A 17,891-nucleotide genomic window follows, 5' to 3' on the forward strand; every position below is an offset into this window, starting at 1 on the left:
ATGGATTAGAAGAAACCAAGTTTATTTTCGCTATAGCTAACTAATAAATTTTTCGTTTGTTGGTAATGAGATAGCATCATTTTATGATTTTCACGACCAACACCTGACATTTTGTAGCCACCGAATGCAGCATGTGCAGGATAAGCATGGTAACAGTTCGTCCAAACACGACCAGCTTGAATTTCGCGACCGAAGCGATATGCTGTATTAATATCCCTTGTCCAAACACCTGAACCTAGGCCATACAGTGTATCATTAGCAATTTCTAGTGCCTCTTCTTTCGTTTTAAACGTGGTAACAGCCACAACTGGGCCGAAAATTTCTTCTTGGAAAATACGCATTTTATTATGTCCTTTGAAGACAGTTGGTTTAATGTAGTAGCCATTTTCAAAGCCTTCGCCTACATTATTTTTCTCTCCACCGATTAGACATTCTGCGCCTTCTTGCTTACCGATATCTAGATAAGAAAGAATTTTTTCCATTTGCTCGCTTGAAGCCTGCGCACCCATCATCGTGTTTGGATCAAGTGGATTACCCACTTTAATAGCTTCTACTCGTTGTAGCACACGCTCCATAAATTTATCGTAAATAGACTCCTGAACTATTGCACGGGAAGGACATGTACATACTTCCCCTTGGTTCAGAGCAAATAATACGAAGCCCTCGACTGCTTTATCTAATAATGCATCATCTTTATCCATAATATCCTCAAAGAAGATATTTGGTGATTTACCACCCAACTCTAATGTAACTGGGATAAGGTTTTGAGACGCATATTGCATAATTAAACGACCTGTTGTTGTCTCCCCTGTAAAGGCAATCTTACCGATACGTGGATTAGATGCAAGCGGTTTCCCTGCTTCTAAACCAAAACCATTCACAATATTAATGACACCTGATGGTAATAAATCTTCTATTAATTCCACAAGCACCATAATAGATGCTGGTGTTTGTTCCGCTGGCTTTAATACGACACAGTTTCCGGCTGCAAGTGCTGGTGCAAGCTTCCAGACAGCCATTAATAACGGGAAGTTCCAAGGTATGATTTGGCCCACCACCCCTATTGGTTCGTGGAAGTGATAAGCAACTGTATCGTTATCGATTTGGCTTACAGAGCCTTCTTGAGCACGTAAAACACCAGCAAAATAACGGAAATGATCAATGGCAAGAGGGATATCTGCATTTAATGTTTCGCGTACCGCCTTACCGTTATCCCATGTTTCGGCTACGGCTATTTTTTCTAAATTTTGCTCAATACGGTCCGCAATTTTAAGTAAAATGTTTGCACGTTCTGTCGGTGATGTTTTTCCCCATGCATCTTTAGCAGCATGTGCTGCATCAAGTGCCAGTTCAATATCCTCAGCTGTAGAACGCGCTACTTGTGTAAAAACTTGTCCAGTAACAGGAGTAACATTATCAAAGTATTGACCCTTCACTGGGGGTGTCCATTCGCCACCAATATAATTATCATATTTCTGTTTGAATTGAACTACCGATCCTTCAGTGTTTGGAAATGCATAAACCATTTTACTTCTCCCCTTTACACAATTTAATGAGAACTATCTATAAAAAGCGTTATTTTATTGCGAAATAACAATATTTTCATAGAAACCCTCTCATCTAATATATTGTCAGAAACAAATAATAATTTCAACTTTTTAAAAAATTTTATTTTTGCTAGAAAAGTATATAGCATTCACGGTTTGTCTAACGTTAAGGTATACTTAAAAATAATATTAGATTTAGGAGAACAATATGCGTATTAATAAATATTTAAGTGAAACAGGCATTATATCTCGTCGTGGCGCTGACAAGTGGATCGCCGAGGGAAAAGTAACGATTAACGGAGAACTCGCGACAGTTGGAAGTCAAGTTGAGGATGGTGACATTGTTTGCGTTGGCGGAAAAGAGGTAAAGAAAGAACAACAGCTTGTCTATATAGTTTTGAACAAGCCGGTCGGCATAACAAGTACAACGGAACGTCATATAAAAGGGAATGTCGTTGATTTTGTGAATCATCCCTTACGTATTTTCCATATCGGACGTCTCGATAAGGAATCGGAAGGGCTATTGTTATTAACCAATGATGGCGATATCGTCAATAAAATCCTACGTGCTGAAAACCATCATGAAAAAGAATATATTGTTCAAGTTGATAAACCTATAACAGAGCAATTTATTAAACAGATGGGTGCAGGTGTAGATATTCTAGATACAACAACCTTACCTTGTTATGTTGAAAAGATATCAGACAAAGTTTTTAAAATTATTTTAGAGCAAGGCTTAAATCGCCAAATACGTCGAATGTGTTCAGCTCTTGGCTACTCCGTAAAGCGTCTACAGCGTATTCGTATTATGAATATTAAGCTTGGAAATTTAAAAGTGGGTCAATGGCGCGATTTAACGGATAAAGAGCAAGCAGAGCTATTCAAACTACTGAACTACACACCAAAATAAGCACTAAGGGAGGGCGGGGACTATGATTTCCATTGAAAGTACAGAGCAGTTAACAGGGGTACAGATTTGCGGAGATTACTGGGATTTAGATGAACTTATCAATGCTATTTACAAAGTAACTGGTGATGAAAATAAATACTATGATTACCAGGGTCCTCGACTCCGTGTTTTGAGCGTTTGCTATAAACTGAGACATGCCATGCTTGGTGAACATCATCTAGAGTTTGTGAGTAATGGACTTAATAAGAGTGTGCTAACACAACATGAACTAATCTTTCCAAATAAAAATGTATATTTTTCAACAGAAATTCTTTGGCCAGAAATTATCTTCAGTGCAATCGCATTAAATGATTTTATTGATCTGCACCAAAAATTAACCAATTCTTCTATGTGGAATCATGAGATAGCTATTATACGCAAATTCCAAGCGGCTATTGCTGAATGTTTAGAACAAGAGGTAAGTGAAGAAGATTATGTTATGTTTTTAAAAATGTTACATGCTAAAAATCCATTAACTTTCCGTTTTGCAACACAGTACGTGGATGTTTTGAATCTAGAATATATCGAATTAAGTAAAGAGGAACGTAAAGCACATTTAGCGGCATTTGCTGTGCGATTAATGGTTGAGGACCATGAATATGTAGCATTAAAAGCCCACCTGATGGGAGCGGCTATTGCAACGAAACAAGCATTACATGATATTCAAATTCAACTTAATTATCCAGAAAAAATTTTATGGTAAACAAACGAGCCGCCTCACAACCATTGAGACGGCTCATTTTCTACTTAATGCTTTGATAGGCCATTTTACGAATTACATCCTGATGCTGAGGATAATCTGCTAAAAGCTCTTCCTGTGTAAACAATTCAAAATCCTCAAAGTCAAAGCCCGGAGCAACCATACATCCCACTAAACTAAATGTATCAGGTTCCTCCACTGACGAGCCGAAAATTGTATGCTTTGGCACTACAATTTGGGGTACTTCTCCTGCTTCTACATTCAAGCCAAGCTTCTTCGCTTCATAGGTTCCATCTGGAAAAATCATATGGACTGTTAGCGGACTACCAGCATGGAAATACCATAGCTCGTCTGATTGCAAGCGATGTAGATGTGATATGTCTTGTGAGCGTAGTAAAAAATAAATACTCGTATAAATTGGTCTCTGAACATCCCTTACTGCTAGATCATCTGTAGCCCGAAATGAGGAGATGTAATAGCCCCCTTCAGGATGTTCGGCTAACTTTAAATGTTCAATAAAATATTGTGCTGAATACTTCAAAAAGCATCACTCCTTTTTTCAACCTTACCAAAAAGTAAAGTAGAAATGCTACCTTTGATTTTCTTTCATAATCCAAGTCAAAAAAGGACATCTCAAAAATGAGATGTCCTACCATTTTATAATCCGCCTAAATAAGCTGCTTTTACTTGCTCGCTTTCTTGTAGCTCTTTTGCTGAACCAGATAGAACGATACGTCCTGTTTCAAGTACATATGCACGGTTAGCGACTGATAATGCCATATTAGCATTTTGCTCAACAAGTAATACAGTTGTCCCTTCTTTATTGACCTGCTCAATAATATTGAAGATATTTTTAACCATTAACGGTGCAAGACCCATCGAAGGTTCATCCATTAATAGCAACTTTGGCTTTGCCATCAAGGCACGACCCATCGCAAGCATCTGCTGTTCCCCACCAGACAATGTCCCTGACTGCTGTTTCCGGCGCTCCAATAATCGTGGAAATAACTCGAAAACATGATCCATATCTTTTTTAATACCTGCTTTATCATTACGCAGATATGCACCAAGCTCTAAGTTTTCTTCAACTGACATATTGGCAAAAACACGACGACCTTCTGGAACGTGGGAAATCCCTGATTTAACAATAGTTTGTGCCGCTTTCCCAGCAATAGAAAAGCCTTCATATTCAATGATTCCGCCTTTTGGCTTCAATAAACCTGATAATGTCTTTAAGAGCGTACTTTTTCCAGCACCATTTGCTCCGATTAACGTTACAATTTCACCCTCGTTTACTTCTAAAGAGAGGCCTTTTAATGCTTGGATGTTACCATAATAAACATCAATATTTTGTACTTTTAGCATTAGCCGATAACCTCCTCACCAAGGTATGCTTCTATTACCTTTGGATTGTTGCGAATTTCTTCTGGCGTCCCGTCAGCGATTAATTGTCCATGATCGAGTACATAAATGCGTTCACAAATTCCCATAACCAAGCTCATATCATGTTCAATCAGCAAAATTGTTAAGCCGAACTTTTTACGAATAAAAGCAATTAACTCCATTAAATCATGTGTTTCTTGGGGGTTCATACCTGCTGCTGGTTCATCCAATAATAATAGTTTTGGATTTGCCGCTAACGCACGAGCAATTTCTAAACGACGCTGCATCCCATATGGCAAATTTTTTGCCAGCTCATCCTTATAGACATCTAAGCCAAAGATTTTTAAGAACTCAATTGACTGCTGCTCCATTTCGGCCTCACCTTTGAAATGGGTTGGCAAACGAAAAATAGAAGACCACATAGAATGCTTAGCAAGAGAATGGTTGGCTACCTTTACATTGTCGAGAACAGATAGCTCTTTAAATAAGCGTATATTTTGGAACGTACGACTGATCCCCTTCTGCGTAACCTGATAGGGTGCAAGTCCATTTATTTTCACACCATTAAAAGTTATTGTACCTTCCGTTGGTGTATATACTCCTGTTAACATATTAAAACTGGTTGTTTTCCCAGCACCGTTTGGTCCAATAAGTCCTACCAATTCGCCTTGGTTAAGGTACATATTAACACCCTGTACTGCCTTTAAACCACCGAATTGAATACCCATGTTTTCAACTTTGATAAGAAGGTTTCCAGTCATTATTTTGTACCTCCTTTTTTACCAAACTTAAATAAATCTGTAATTTCTTTCGTCCCCATTAATCCGGTTGGACGATAAAGCATCACGATAATTAATACCAAACTGTAAATAATCATACGAGTCTCAGGGAAGTTTGCTAGATACGTAGATACGAATGTTAAGAAAATCGCAGCAATTACAGAACCTGAAAGACTTCCTAAGCCACCAAGTACAACGTAAATTAAAATATCAAATGATTTTAAGAAACCGAATGTTGTCGGTTGGATAATGTAAAAGTTATGTGCAAAAATAGCTCCAGCTAGACCTGCAAAGAAAGACCCAATAGCGAATGCAACAACTTTATAGTAAGTTGTGTTAATACCCATAGCATCTGCTGCTATTTCATCTTCTCGAATGGAAATACACGCACGTCCATGGCGAGAATTTGTAAAGTTTGAGATGACTAGGATCGTTAACACTACGCCAAAGAATGCATACGTCCAGTTAGATAAATACTTAACTTGCATCCCTGCTGCGCCACCAACATAATCGGTATTTAAAAAGATAATACGAATAATCTCTGCAAATCCTAGTGTGGCAATCGCTAAATAATCCCCTTTTAAACGAAGAGTTGGAATACCTACAATTAGGCCTGCAATAGCGGCTGCAACTGCCCCTAGTAAAATCGCCAATGGGAATGGCAGCATTAGCTTTGTCGTAATAATGGCTGACACATATGCCCCAACTGCTAGGAACCCAGCATGCCCAATCGAGAATTGGCCAGTAACCCCAATAACAATATGCAAACTGACAGCAAGCATAATGTTAATACACATCGTAATCAGCATATTTTTATAGTACATATCAATTACTTCCGTCGTAATCAATAATTGTACAACTGCATAGATGACTAGCGCTAATACGGCATAGCCCCAGAAAACTTTAGACTTTTTCATATAACCGCTCACCTACACTTTCTCACGGGCATTTTTACCAAATATACCCGATGGTCTGAATATTAAGATTAAAATTAAGATAACGAATGCCGCTGCATCACGCCATAAAGAGAAGCCAAGTGCACTTACTAAGGACTCCACAACGCCTAATAACATACCACCAACCATTGCGCCTGGAATGATGCCAATTCCACCAAGAACGGCAGCGATAAACGCTTTAACCCCTGGTATAACACCCATTAACGGGTCAATCTTCGTATAATAAACACCGAAGATAACGCCTGCTGCACCAGCTAAAGCTGAACCAATAGCAAATGTTGCAGAGATTGTATTATCAACGTTAATCCCCATTAAACGTGCTGCATCCGCATCATGAGAAACGGCACGCATTGCTTTCCCGATTTTTGTTTTATGTACGATGAATTGTAAAAGTATCATCAGTACAACTGCAACTGATAAAATTAAGATGGATGTACTACTGATTTGCACACCAAAAATATCAAAAGATTTATTTTTGAAAACTTCAGGATAAGCTGCTGGTTGAGCACCTCTGAAGAAAATCGTTGTATATTCAATTAATAACGATACACCGATCGCTGTAATTAATGCTGCGATACGTGTTGCATTTCGTAAACGTTTATAGGCAATACGTTCAATTAAAACACCAAAGATCGCACAAATGACCATCGCCAATAATAGTGCTGGGAAGAAGCCAAGCTCCCATTTAGCAATTGCGTAAAAGCCAATAAATGACCCAATCATGAAAACATCACCATGAGCAAAGTTAATCAGCTTGATAATACCGTATACCATCGTATACCCTAACGCTATTAACGCGTAGATACTTCCCAGTGAAATACCATTCACAAGTTGCTGTATCCATTCCATGCGCATTCACTCCTTTAAATTTTCTGAAAAATGAGAAATCTGTACATGCATCGATACTAAAAAGTTATGTTTTACACTGCTATTCTAGTTATCTAAAACAGAAAAAAGGAAGGCGTGTTTACCCGCCTCCCCCTTGCTTACAAAACATTAAGGATTAACTTTAGAGTTGAACACTTGTTTGCCGTCTTTAAATTCAAGAACCGTTGCTGTTTTAATTGGGTTATGATTTTCGTCAACTGAGAAAGTACCTGTTACTAAAGAAAGATCTTTTGTTGCAGCTAATTCATTTTTAATGGCTTCCCCATCCGTAGAACCTGCACGTTTGATTGCATCAGCAATATAGTAAATTGAGTCATACCCAAGTGCGTTGAATGCGTCAGGCGCTTTGTCACCATTTGCCGACTTAAATGCCTTTACAAAATCTTGAATTTTTTGATCTGGATCTTCTGCAGAATAGTGGTTAGTAATGTAAGTATTATTTAATGCATCCTTCCCAGCTAAATCCACTAAAGTTGGCGAATCCCAACCATCTGCCCCCATTAAAGGTACATCAATACCCATTTCACGAGCTTGTTTCACAATTAAACCAACCTCTTCATAATATCCAGGGATAAAGATAAAGTCTGGATTCGAAGCTTTAATATTTGTTAATTGTGTACGGAAATCTGTATCCTTCGCTACATAAGCCTCTTCTTTCACAACTTTGCCGCCACTCTTAGAAATCGTTTCTTTAAAGGACTTTGCTAAACCTTTTGCATAATCGGATGCATTATCTGCAAAAATAGCTACGTTTTTCGCACTTAACTCACCTGAGGCAAAGTTAGCTGCCACAATCCCTTGGAATGGGTCAATAAAGCATGTACGGAATGCATATTCATTAACGCTACCATCCTCATTTACCGTAATATTCGGAGCAGTTCCGGAACCAGTAACAATCGGAATTTTATTTTGATTTGCAATTTGAACAGTTGCTACTGTATTTCCAGAAGTTGCAGGAGCTAGCATTGCTACTACTTTATCTTGCGTTGCTAGTTTAATAGCTGCAGCCGTAGCCTCTGAGTTTTCGGATTTATTATCTACTTTAATCAGTTCAATTTTCTTACCATCAATACCGCCGGCATCATTAATTTCTTTTACAGCTAATTCTGCACCCAGACCGATTGATGAACCGTAAGATGCTACATTTCCTGAAAGTTCTAGGTTTGCACCGATTTTAATTGTATCGCCATCAGATGAGCCACCCCCTGATGATGACCCACCGCCAGAACTTGAATCGTCTCCGTTACCACAACCAGCAAGTACACCAGCAAGTAATGAAGATGCTACTAAAAGTGAACCGAACTTCTTAAGCTTTTTGCTCTCTTTCATAATTAAATTCCCCCTGAAAATTTCTAAAATATTAGATATTTCTGATAATTATAAACAATTAAACGCATTTCCTCAATAGCAAAAATAATTATTTATAACTACCTAAAATGAAAGTACAATATTATTCGTTTAAGCCTTTTACATTGTAAAACATTCTTTATATTTAGTCTAGAGTGATTTTTCAGTATAATTAGTTATTTAAGAATTATCTTACTATTTAAAATGTGGACTAGTACAAAACTATCATTTGAGATTACTTTCTTACAATAAGATCTAAATAGAAAATATTTGTTATTCCTGTCTTTATTAGATTATTTCCCCGAAAATAATAATTGCTGTTCGTTAAAACAGAAAAAGCTTAGAGATGGTTACACATCACTCTAAGCTTTCTTTAATTCGAACACACAAAGACGTTCATTAATATTCGTTTCATTCTCTAAATGAACTTCATGAAGTAATTCGAATGGTGTCCCCTGATGTAAAAACTGTAAATAATCGTAAGGAGGGTAATATAAAATTATATGAATATCTCGCATTCGTTGCTCATAAGATTGCCAAATATTATGAATAACTGTGCGGAAAATATGGATAGAAAAAGGATTGAAAAAGAAGAAAACATTGTCACGTGGCTTTATTTCATATGCCTCTGCTATCGTATGAATAAATGAAATGGGTGCGTGTGATCGCTTTTTTTGAAGATAGCTTCGTTTATTTTCTTCAGCCTCAGCATAAAATCCTGCATCCATCTCTATTCCAATCGTTGGAATATGAAATTGATGATGCACATAAATGGGAACCCTTCCTTTTCCACAGCCCATATCAATAAACACTGAGTTGTTAGGCATCTCATATATCGCAAATAATTGTTCAAGCCCATTGTAAGGTGTTGGTTCATAACGATGATAGTGTGCAAGCTTTGGGAAACCATATTGTTCTCCCACGGTATTAATGTGCAAAAATTTATCAAACTGATGTTCATTCATATGAAAAGACTCCTCAGAAAAGAATGCTTTATTTTAGCACGAGAAAAAACAAAAACCATACCCAAAAGTTTTGGATATGGTAATTTTTTAACGGCCTCTACGCTTAAATTTATAAACAAAGAAAAGTGATAGGAGTAGTAACATTAAGCATGCAATTATGGTTAACAATGTAGTTTTATCGATTACGGTCGCTTGATTGGATATTTTATGATTTACACCTGGCATGCCCATTGGCGCTCCGTTTTCATCAAGGGGTTGCATAGGCCCGCCATCCTGACCTTCCCTTGGACTATTGCCTTCTCTGTTAAACGATGGACCCTGAGATGGATCAAAATCCTCTGGTAGTTGACTTGGATCAAAATTATCGGGCATAGCATTCAATTCTTCATTTTCATTTGGAACCGGCATCATATTATCTTGAGAAGTTGTAGATGCTTCCACAACAAGCTCCCCAGAGAGCTGCTTCAAAATAGATTCGGAGCGCTGCTTTGCAAATTCAGGTAAACTATTATCGCCCTCTACTGCTTCTAAAAACTGTTCCGTAGTAGAAAATTTGGTTGGATCCGCTTCGACATAGGTTGTTAATAGCACCGCTAGTTTTTTCGTAATAGATTGAACATAATCCTCCGTTAAATAAGTTGTCGCCAACTCTTCTAAATAACTTTCATATTGAGCACGATACTCCTTATTAGTAAGAAAGGCATTCAGTAATGGCCGCTCCTCTAAAGTTGTACCCGAAACAGGGGTAGTCACACTAAAATTAATAGCGCTCTCGGCTAAAAGGTTTCCTGACATGCCCATGCCCATGTTAAAGCCGCCATTCTGTTGTTGCTTTTCCTCACCTGTTTGATCACTTCGTCTATTGTTCCCCTCTAGCGGTCTTTGTGAATTAGTAGATGCATCAACTGGCTTTTGACGATCTTCTCTACCTAATCCACCGCCACCCACACCAAAGCCACCAAAGGACATGTTGTAATCCCAAGGGATAATTGAAAATATGCCATTCTGTTCGTACAAATAGTAGTTATGTTTCATATTCCCTTGGTAACTGTCTAAATTCACAAGCGCTGTATTGACAGCAAAATAACGTAACATTTCATCGACATCCAAATACTTTTCTATGTCTCCTCCATTATTGATAGCATCTAGCATTTCAACCAATTTGGATTGGTCCATCCTGCCTTCATTCGTTTTTAGTCCAATGCCTGTATAGTCTGTTATCTCATCACTAATATATTTCAGATCACTGCCTGTCCCGTCTGGTTTAAATAAAAAGCCATCGTTAGAACCGTAGTTATTGGCTAGGAATGTCTCATCTACTGCTTCTACGCCTAAAAACAAACCTCGTTCCTCACCATTTACTTTGACATACATATAAGAATGCGCCGGCGTTGGTAAACCCATTTGCTCCATCATTTCATAGGAGATATACTCTCGCATCAATGTAGAATCACTATAATTATTATTTAAGTTTAATTTCTTCAGGCCATATAAGCTTTGGGTATCATCATAGTAATCAAAATCGATTTTTAAACTATAGCGATCCGAGTCACTATTGACTACCGATCGTAATGATAAGTTTCCTTTTGTACGAATAGCCACATTCTCAATTTTCTTGCCGTTTACTGTAATATCCGCCTGTTTTAGTTCCTCAGCCGCTGCATTTTCCAGCATGTCAGCCCAATCTTCCTCAGCAATATCAATATCGACTGTAGTTACTTTGTTTGTATTAAAAACTATATTCTCATAAGAGAACTCGGTGTTTTTTGTTTCAATGCCTACATTCGGAAGTACAGCATATATCACGACAAAAAGAAGGAGGAGAATTGCCATGCACAGGTAGACAATTCGGGTTTTAATCATAGCTGATACCTCTCTTCGGAATCCTTTTTGTGAAAGCGGTCATTATGCTGTAAAATTCCCGTCATAGCTTAGCATAATGGCAGATTTTACACCTGGCACTTTTGTTAGCAGATCCATTAGTTTAGCATCGTTTTGTTTGACGCGAATTTCGTACGTAGTTTCCATTTCTTCATTGTGCATAATCGACTTCGATTTGAGAGCAAATTTTTTTGTTTGTGCGGCTATAATTCGCTCCACCTCTAGGTTTGCTAGCTCTTCTTCGAACTTTACAATTAGTAAGTAGGGATTTTCTACAGTGATTTTATTCACAAATACTAACAGTACGAGACCAATTAACACGGCTCCAATAATCACTAAAGGAATAAAACCTGCACCACATAATATACCTGAAACGATTGCCCAGAAAATATAGACTAAATCCATGGGATCCTTTATAGGTGTCCGGAAACGTACAATGGATAAAGCACCCACCATACCAAGAGATAACAGAACGTTCGAACTGATCCCCATAATCACCAGTGCTGTTGCCATTGTCATAATGAGCAATGAAATATTGAATGAATGGGAGTAAATCACTCCATTAAAGGTTTTCTTATAAACTGCGTAAATGAAAAGCCCAATAAAAAATGCTACGACCAAACCAATAATTGAGTCGATTAATGAAAAAGATGTTGTCTTTTCTAAAAAATTGGATTTAAAAATATCACTAAATTTAATTGTATCCATCGTCCGTTCTCCTTTTATTAGCCGTACATACGACTAAGTTGATATTTTGAATATGCCTCGGCACGTGTATCTACAGACTGAAGTAAATATTTGATGATGTCTGGTAAATAGTCATCGTATTTTACCTCTAAAATTACAAGGTTTTGCTCTAGTACATCCACCATTGGTAAACTTCGGTTAAACATATCTGTATTGCGTAAACTTGATTGCACCTTACTATCAAAAGTTACACGCACATTACCAAATGGATAGATATATGCCTCTCGCTCATAATCCACTACTGTTGTTGGTCGAAGCTGACTGTAATTCATCTCTTGATATAAGTCTCTAATTAGGCCTCGGTTGTCTTCCTCCATCCATGAAATATCTCCAAGGCGCATTTTTTCATATTCAGCTTGAGATATCGCACACTTTGTTTTAAAGGTTAAATTGTTGCGTTTACTCTTGCGTTCAAGATTAATAATGGCACTAGATTTACCGTATATTCGTACGCGATATTTATCTCGATTGATATAGCCTTCTTTTTTCTCATTCAGCACTTTATTCGCAAAATTATCGAAGTACGTACTCCGAATTAAATATTTGCCATCCATACCCGCATGCTTGTCCAGCTTCATAATATACGGAAGCTTAGCTTTTAATAACGCATAATCCGGATAGGCAATCGCCTGTTTAATTTCCTTGCGACCATTTGGATTAAATGAGGTTACTATTGGCATATACATCACACTCCTTACTTGATTTCATTGTCATATTGCCGTTGAAGCACAGTAGCATGACGATAGCAAAAGCGTTCCTTCTGCTCGTTTCTCGTCTACACTGTTTACTATAAAGAGTATTTGTGTCAGGCAGATGTCAGCTTTATATTTTCTTCACCTATTTTTTACAAATAATTCCTAGCCAATTTTATTGCAACTAATCAAGACAAAAAAGCTACCACGCTCTTACAGCGTAGTAGCTCCTTGCAATATCAATTCAAAGGATGTTCCTGTGGTATTACTTTCGATTAATCTTAAGTCACCACCAATAGATTGCGCCATCATCTTACTAAGGGGTAATCCTAGACCTAATCCTCGAATGGCATATTTTTTATTCTCCCCTCTATAAAAACGCTCAAATATAAATGCCTGATCCTCCACAGGAATACCTCGCCCTGTATCCGCAACAATAATTGAAATCGTATCCCCTTGCTCTTCTAGTGTTAAAGTTACAGTCCCTTTATCCATGGACTGTTTCGCATTGGTTAATAAGTTTGTCATGATTTGCTGAATACGAACAATGTCTGCCTGTACATAGATAGATTCTTCAACAAGATGAAAGTTTACGTGAACACAGTCATCTTCCTGCATTACTTCCCACTGTACTACCGCCTCCCGCAGAAGCTGATTGACATCTACAGGCTCAAGCTTCACCGGAATTACATCTACTGCAAAGTGGTTAAAAGCAAGTAAATCGCCAACCATTGTTTTCATTTTTGTCGTTTCGACCATTGCCATATCAATAAATTCCATTGCATCCTGTCCTGTTACAACGCCATCTCTTACAGCTTGTAATAGTCCACTTATCGATGTGACGGGTGTTTTCAGTTCATGGGTGACACCTGCTAATAATTCTGTTCTAGTCTTCTCCAGTTGTTCAAGTTTTTTTGCCATATTTTCAAAGGAGGTTACAAGCTCATACACCTCTTTTTCCTTACTATCTAGAGGTAAATCAACCGAATAGTTACCTTCCTGTACTTGTTTAGCTGCTGCTGCTACTTGTTTGATAGGACGGGCTAATCGCTTGGACAAAAAGTAAATAGCAATCCAGCCTAATAAAGCCAACGCTCCAATCAATATGGCAAGCTGACCGTAGGCTTGGTTCACCCTTGTTAAATTCTCTTTCTTTTCCGCTACTAGCACCCAGCCCATTAGCTGCTTACTATTTTCTATTTTTCTTTTGACCACATATTGAACAGGCTCTAGTCCTACTGTTATTTCCTTTGTGCCTTCTTCTCCATCTATCATACTCGCAACATTTTTAGCACTACCTGGCGGTACGGGACGATTACTTGTTAAAATATTGCCTTTTTCATCGACAACATACAGGATAGGATCGATTTCTCTCATAGTAAAACGCTCCCGATCCCCAATGAAACCAGGAATACCGTTAAACGGCCCATTATTAGGACCTGAAGTATCGGTTAAACGATAGACCGTCTCATCTGCTAAAAACTCCATCATCTCTAGCCGATTTTCAAACGTCGTATGGCGAATCCAAGCTGCCGAAATCAAGGAAATAATAGCTAAACCTATAAATAGTGTAAGTAAGTAACGGCTTGTCCAATATTGAAGTAAAGATATTCTTTTATTTCTTTTGAACACTCAGCTGATACCCCAATCCACGTAGTGTCTTTATTTCACCCTCTGCTTCATCCCAATCCATCAATGCTTTACGAAGCCTTTTTACCGCTAAGTCTACCGCTCGATCACTTCCCTCGTACTCCCAACCCCAAACATGATCAATGAGCTGATCACGTGTAAATGTTTGGTTGGGATGGTCAGCTAAAAACAAAAGCACCGATAAATCTCTGGGCGTTAATACTATTTCCTTCCCTCCTAGAAATACTCTATGTGCCTTACTATCAATTTCGAGGGAACCGTAACGCTTTAAAGAGGATGAATCCGTGCTTCCTTCAGCCCGTCTTATAACGGCCTTCACTCTCGCAACAACTTCATCTGCAATAAAAGGCTTTGGAATATAATCGTCAGCACCTTGGTCAAATCCTTCTAAGCGGTAATTAACCTCACCTAAAGCTGTTAACATAATAATTGGACAAGCGCTTAGCTCTCTAATTTCTTTTAAAATGATCCAACCATTTTTCTCCGGCAACATAATATCTAGCAGCACTAAATCTGGTTGAGTCTCAAGAAATTTATCTAAAGCTTCACCACCACTAAAGCATTGTGTTACATCATAACCGACTTTTTTTAAATAAACTTTTAATACCTGGCTAATTGCATATTCGTCTTCTATTACTAATATATGCGCCATTTTTGTTCACCTCGCTACTAGCTAGCTCTTATGTTTATTATAGCACCGGATTATGTCAGTTAAATGTCAGCGTATAAGAAGAAGTTTACTTGCCATGAGAATATCTAGAGGACTTCTATTGACAATGTCTTCCTATGCCACTTATCATTGATTGCGAATGATAATCAATGATAATTCATTCAAAAACCTAGTAAATGAAAATAAGGGGGGAAAAGCATGATTATTGTTACAAATCGTATTCAAGTGAAGCCAGGCTTTGCGGCAAGAATGGCTCCAAACTTTACAAAACCAGGTCCTCTACAACAATTTGAAGGCTTCCATAAAGTAGAGGTATTAATTTCAACTGATGATCCTACTTATGACGAAATGAGTGTTAATATGTATTGGGAATCTAAGGAGCATTTCCAAGCATGGCGTAATAGCGATGCATTTGCTGCAGCCCATCACCGTCCAAGTTCAGGCTCTGAAGGGGAAAAAACAGATAGCCCTATGATTGGTAGCAAAATAGTAGTTGCTGAATTAGCATCTTCCATTGAAGCTTTACGTTCATAAACGACACTAAATTTTTATACATGATCTTCTGATTCTATCTAAAAAGCCCTGCATGTTGAAATACAATGCAGGGTCTTTTTCATTAAGGTAGTTTTTAAAAAATGTGCGACATCCTTTGGGGACTTATAAAATTAGTAGTCACACCATCATTGCCTACTCTTTGTACAGAGAAATATTTTACCTAATCATGATAAAAAAATAACAAGTATATATCCTAATACAGATAGACAAACTGAACCAATTAAACCAGCTACAAATGCCTTTACTCCAAGCTCCTTAAAGGTTTTAATCTCAACATTTAAACCAAGACCAGCCATCGCCATAGCAATTAAGATATAAGCAATATTGACGAAGGCTTGGGCCACATTAGCTGGTATAATGTCTAATGAATTAATGGCACTCATCGCTAAGAACCCTAAAATAAACCACGGTATAATCGATAATGAAAATGTTTTTTTCTCTTCACCTTTAGCCGTTCTTCGATAGAAAATACCGATAATAATGGCTACTGGAACAAGCAGTGCGACACGCGTTAATTTTACAATGACCGCTATATCAATCGCTTCATTTCCACCCGCAGATGCAGCTGCAATAACATGAGCAATTTCATGTAAGGTACCACCTGCGAAAATACCATACTCCGTTGGTGTTAGGTCTATAATGGAATAAAGCACCGTGTAAACAAGCGTAAATACAGTTCCTAATAACGCAACAATGGCTGCCCCCACTGCAGTTTCCTTTTCATTTGCTTTAATTTGAGGGGCGATTGCCACTACAGCTGCAGCTCCACAAATTGCTGTGCCACAAGCCGTTAAGATCCCTAGCTTTTGATCGACATGAAGGATTTTTGTTAGACCATAAACTACGATTAACGCAAATAGTAAATTTATGACTGCAATCAAAAAAACATTTGCCCCTGCATGATAGATATCAGCTAAATTTAGGCGCATACCCAATAAAATAATGCCTAATCGCAATAGTTTTTTACTGGAGAATGTAATTCCACCTTGCCAGGAATCCTGTACCTTAAATGTTGCTCGCCAAGCCATTCCTAATATAATGGCAATTACCAACTGGCCCATTATTGAAAAGAAAGGAAATGTGGCAATATACTTTGCAACTAAGGCAATAAGGAGCGTTAGTAACAATCCCTTGAGAAAACTTGGTTGAAGTGCGTATTTTCCTTTGTTCTGTCCATTAACCATGATGTTCACTTCTTTCTCCTGTGCTGATTACTACTTTATTAAAAAGCTCACTATTAGTAAAATACATATATATAATCGTTACTATTAATATTTCTAATAATAGGGGTGTAAATATGCAATATGAGGCTTTAAAAACGTTTATCACACTAGTAGAGGTCAATAATTTTACAAAGGCCTCCGAAATACTTCATATTTCACAGCCTAGTGTCAGCTTACACATTAAAAACCTTGAGCAGGAATTGCAAACTACTTTATTTATTCGTTCGCCAAAATCCGTTCAAATTACACCAACTGGAGAGATTCTCTATAGGCGGGCTAAACAGATCATAGCTATAGCCGAGGCAGCTAAGGAAGATATTGCGGCCTACCATCAAGAAGTGCAAGGGACACTTGTAATAGGGGCTAGTTTTACTATTGGGGAATATATATTGCCCCCAATTATCGCTAGCCTGCAACAACGATTTCCACAACTTGAGCTTCAAATTATTATTGGTAATACGAAAGAAATCATTCAATATACAAAATTATTACAAGTTGATATTGGCCTGATTGAAGGACAGGCTCATGACAATGAACTTTTGATAAAACCATTTATGCAGGATGAGTTATTTATTGTCAGTGCAAGTAATCATCCGCTAACAATGCAACAGCCTATTACTGCGGATAAACTTCAACAGCAAAGTTGGGTTGCACGCGAGGAAGGCTCCGGAACACGTTATTATTTAGATCATTTATTTAGAGCCAATGGCTTACAAGTTCATTCACTTTTAACAATTAGCAGTAATCAGGGAGTCAAAGAAAGCGTTATGCAAGGGCTTGGGCTTTCCTTACTGTCTGCATGTGTTATTGAGCGTGAGTTAAAAAATGGCGATATGACGATCCTCCCACTTGAGGGACAGCATTTTATGCGAACATTTTCATATCTTTGTTCACCAACTATGAAAAATAAGCGTAATGTCGATATATTGATTGAAGTAATATCAAAAAAAGCTTAGCTG

Annotated in this window: 18 protein-coding genes; 4 read left to right on the plus strand and 14 right to left on the minus strand. The window is 37.8% G+C overall.

The genetic code is table 11. The features are described 5' to 3' along the window. Positions 1–5: 5 nt before the first annotated feature. Positions 6–1,526: an aldehyde dehydrogenase gene (adh, locus tag AO843_RS05650; protein ID WP_054610165.1), complete on the minus strand. Its 1,521-nt coding sequence runs from the start codon at positions 1,524–1,526 to the stop codon at positions 6–8. Positions 1,527–1,755: 229 nt separating this feature from the next. On the opposite strand from adh, the gene rluF reads away from it, so the two are divergent. Both rluF and AO843_RS05660 read left to right on the plus strand, forming a co-directional pair. Further along, positions 1,756–2,457 (plus strand): 23S rRNA pseudouridine(2604) synthase RluF, encoded by a 702-nt coding sequence (gene rluF, locus AO843_RS05655; protein WP_054610166.1) that lies wholly within the window; start codon positions 1,756–1,758, stop codon positions 2,455–2,457. A 22-nt stretch (positions 2,458–2,479) separates the two neighbouring features. Then, a complete protein-coding gene (locus AO843_RS05660) occupies positions 2,480–3,199 on the plus strand; it encodes a DUF6904 family protein (RefSeq protein ID WP_054610167.1) in 720 nt (239 codons plus the stop codon). 40 nt (positions 3,200–3,239) lie between these two features. Here AO843_RS05660 and AO843_RS05665 read toward each other — a convergent pair whose 3' ends face one another. From AO843_RS05665 to AO843_RS05720, 12 genes are all read right to left on the minus strand, one after another. Further along, a complete protein-coding gene (locus AO843_RS05665) occupies positions 3,240–3,737 on the minus strand; it encodes a cupin domain-containing protein (RefSeq protein ID WP_054610168.1) in 498 nt (165 codons plus the stop codon). A 116-nt stretch (positions 3,738–3,853) separates the two neighbouring features. Further along, positions 3,854–4,561 carry an ABC transporter ATP-binding protein gene (locus AO843_RS05670; RefSeq protein WP_004233555.1) on the minus strand — a complete coding sequence of 236 codons (708 nt, stop codon included), beginning with the start codon at positions 4,559–4,561 and terminating at the stop codon, positions 3,854–3,856. Further along, a complete protein-coding gene (locus AO843_RS05675; RefSeq protein ID WP_054610169.1) occupies positions 4,561–5,340 on the minus strand; it encodes an ABC transporter ATP-binding protein in 780 nt (259 codons plus the stop codon). The genes AO843_RS05670 and AO843_RS05675 overlap by 1 nt, the downstream gene beginning before the upstream one ends. Continuing rightward, positions 5,340–6,275, minus strand: a complete 936-nt coding sequence (locus AO843_RS05680) for a branched-chain amino acid ABC transporter permease (protein ID WP_054610170.1) — start codon at positions 6,273–6,275, stop codon at positions 5,340–5,342. The genes AO843_RS05675 and AO843_RS05680 overlap by 1 nt, the downstream gene beginning before the upstream one ends. 12 nt (positions 6,276–6,287) lie before the next feature. Continuing rightward, positions 6,288–7,163 carry a branched-chain amino acid ABC transporter permease gene (locus AO843_RS05685; protein WP_054610171.1) on the minus strand — a complete coding sequence of 292 codons (876 nt, stop codon included), beginning with the start codon at positions 7,161–7,163 and terminating at the stop codon, positions 6,288–6,290. 147 nt (positions 7,164–7,310) lie between these two features. Then, on the minus strand, positions 7,311–8,531 hold the full coding sequence (locus AO843_RS05690) for an ABC transporter substrate-binding protein (RefSeq protein ID WP_054610172.1): 1,221 nt from the start codon (positions 8,529–8,531) through the stop codon (positions 7,311–7,313). Positions 8,532–8,911: 380 nt separating this feature from the next. Then, complete coding sequence (locus AO843_RS05695; RefSeq protein ID WP_054610173.1) at positions 8,912–9,514, minus strand: hypothetical protein; 603 nt, start codon at positions 9,512–9,514, stop codon at positions 8,912–8,914. Between the two features lie 87 nt (positions 9,515–9,601). Continuing rightward, entirely contained in the window at positions 9,602–11,377 is a 1,776-nt protein-coding gene (locus tag AO843_RS05700) for a CotH kinase family protein (RefSeq protein WP_054610174.1), read from the minus strand. A gap of 42 nt (positions 11,378–11,419) precedes the next feature. Continuing rightward, a complete protein-coding gene (locus AO843_RS05705) occupies positions 11,420–12,103 on the minus strand; it encodes a DUF4956 domain-containing protein (protein ID WP_054610175.1) in 684 nt (227 codons plus the stop codon). Between the two features lie 17 nt (positions 12,104–12,120). Beyond that, positions 12,121–12,822: a polyphosphate polymerase domain-containing protein gene (locus tag AO843_RS05710; RefSeq protein ID WP_054610176.1), complete on the minus strand. Its 702-nt coding sequence runs from the start codon at positions 12,820–12,822 to the stop codon at positions 12,121–12,123. A gap of 225 nt (positions 12,823–13,047) precedes the next feature. After that, on the minus strand, positions 13,048–14,466 hold the full coding sequence (locus AO843_RS05715; protein ID WP_054610177.1) for a HAMP domain-containing sensor histidine kinase: 1,419 nt from the start codon (positions 14,464–14,466) through the stop codon (positions 13,048–13,050). Continuing rightward, positions 14,450–15,136: a response regulator transcription factor gene (locus AO843_RS05720; RefSeq protein ID WP_054610178.1), complete on the minus strand. Its 687-nt coding sequence runs from the start codon at positions 15,134–15,136 to the stop codon at positions 14,450–14,452. The genes AO843_RS05715 and AO843_RS05720 overlap by 17 nt, the downstream gene beginning before the upstream one ends. Before the next feature lie 216 nt (positions 15,137–15,352). Here AO843_RS05720 and AO843_RS05725 point away from each other — a divergent pair, with 216 nt between their 5' ends. Continuing rightward, positions 15,353–15,688 (plus strand): heme oxygenase, encoded by a 336-nt coding sequence (locus AO843_RS05725; protein ID WP_054610179.1) that lies wholly within the window; start codon positions 15,353–15,355, stop codon positions 15,686–15,688. A gap of 185 nt (positions 15,689–15,873) precedes the next feature. Here AO843_RS05725 and AO843_RS05730 read toward each other — a convergent pair whose 3' ends face one another. Beyond that, positions 15,874–16,893: a YeiH family protein gene (locus tag AO843_RS05730; protein WP_054610180.1), complete on the minus strand. Its 1,020-nt coding sequence runs from the start codon at positions 16,891–16,893 to the stop codon at positions 15,874–15,876. A gap of 113 nt (positions 16,894–17,006) precedes the next feature. Between AO843_RS05730 and AO843_RS05735 the strand changes: the two genes are divergently transcribed. After that, positions 17,007–17,888: a LysR family transcriptional regulator gene (locus tag AO843_RS05735; protein ID WP_054610181.1), complete on the plus strand. Its 882-nt coding sequence runs from the start codon at positions 17,007–17,009 to the stop codon at positions 17,886–17,888. The last annotated feature ends 3 nt before the right edge of the window (positions 17,889–17,891 follow it).

Origin of the sequence: Lysinibacillus sp. ZYM-1, assembly GCF_001308875.1 — a bacterium.
GTDB lineage: Bacteria > Bacillota > Bacilli > Bacillales_A > Planococcaceae > Lysinibacillus.

Coding starts and splice junctions, on each gene's coding strand:
- adh (WP_054610165.1), bottom strand. CDS start 1,526: ATGGTTTATGCATTTCCAAACACTGAAGGATCGGTAGTTCAATTCAAA.
- rluF (WP_054610166.1), top strand. CDS start 1,756: ATGCGTATTAATAAATATTTAAGTGAAACAGGCATTATATCTCGTCGT.
- AO843_RS05660 (WP_054610167.1), top strand. CDS start 2,480: ATGATTTCCATTGAAAGTACAGAGCAGTTAACAGGGGTACAGATTTGC.
- AO843_RS05670 (WP_004233555.1), bottom strand. CDS start 4,561: ATGCTAAAAGTACAAAATATTGATGTTTATTATGGTAACATCCAAGCA.
- AO843_RS05675 (WP_054610169.1), bottom strand. CDS start 5,340: ATGACTGGAAACCTTCTTATCAAAGTTGAAAACATGGGTATTCAATTC.
- AO843_RS05680 (WP_054610170.1), bottom strand. CDS start 6,275: ATGAAAAAGTCTAAAGTTTTCTGGGGCTATGCCGTATTAGCGCTAGTC.
- AO843_RS05685 (WP_054610171.1), bottom strand. CDS start 7,163: ATGGAATGGATACAGCAACTTGTGAATGGTATTTCACTGGGAAGTATC.
- AO843_RS05690 (WP_054610172.1), bottom strand. CDS start 8,531: ATGAAAGAGAGCAAAAAGCTTAAGAAGTTCGGTTCACTTTTAGTAGCA.
- AO843_RS05695 (WP_054610173.1), bottom strand. CDS start 9,514: ATGAATGAACATCAGTTTGATAAATTTTTGCACATTAATACCGTGGGA.
- AO843_RS05700 (WP_054610174.1), bottom strand. CDS start 11,377: ATGATTAAAACCCGAATTGTCTACCTGTGCATGGCAATTCTCCTCCTT.
- AO843_RS05705 (WP_054610175.1), bottom strand. CDS start 12,103: ATGGATACAATTAAATTTAGTGATATTTTTAAATCCAATTTTTTAGAA.
- AO843_RS05710 (WP_054610176.1), bottom strand. CDS start 12,822: ATGCCAATAGTAACCTCATTTAATCCAAATGGTCGCAAGGAAATTAAA.
- AO843_RS05720 (WP_054610178.1), bottom strand. CDS start 15,136: ATGGCGCATATATTAGTAATAGAAGACGAATATGCAATTAGCCAGGTA.
- AO843_RS05725 (WP_054610179.1), top strand. CDS start 15,353: ATGATTATTGTTACAAATCGTATTCAAGTGAAGCCAGGCTTTGCGGCA.
- AO843_RS05730 (WP_054610180.1), bottom strand. CDS start 16,893: ATGGTTAATGGACAGAACAAAGGAAAATACGCACTTCAACCAAGTTTT.
- AO843_RS05735 (WP_054610181.1), top strand. CDS start 17,007: ATGCAATATGAGGCTTTAAAAACGTTTATCACACTAGTAGAGGTCAAT.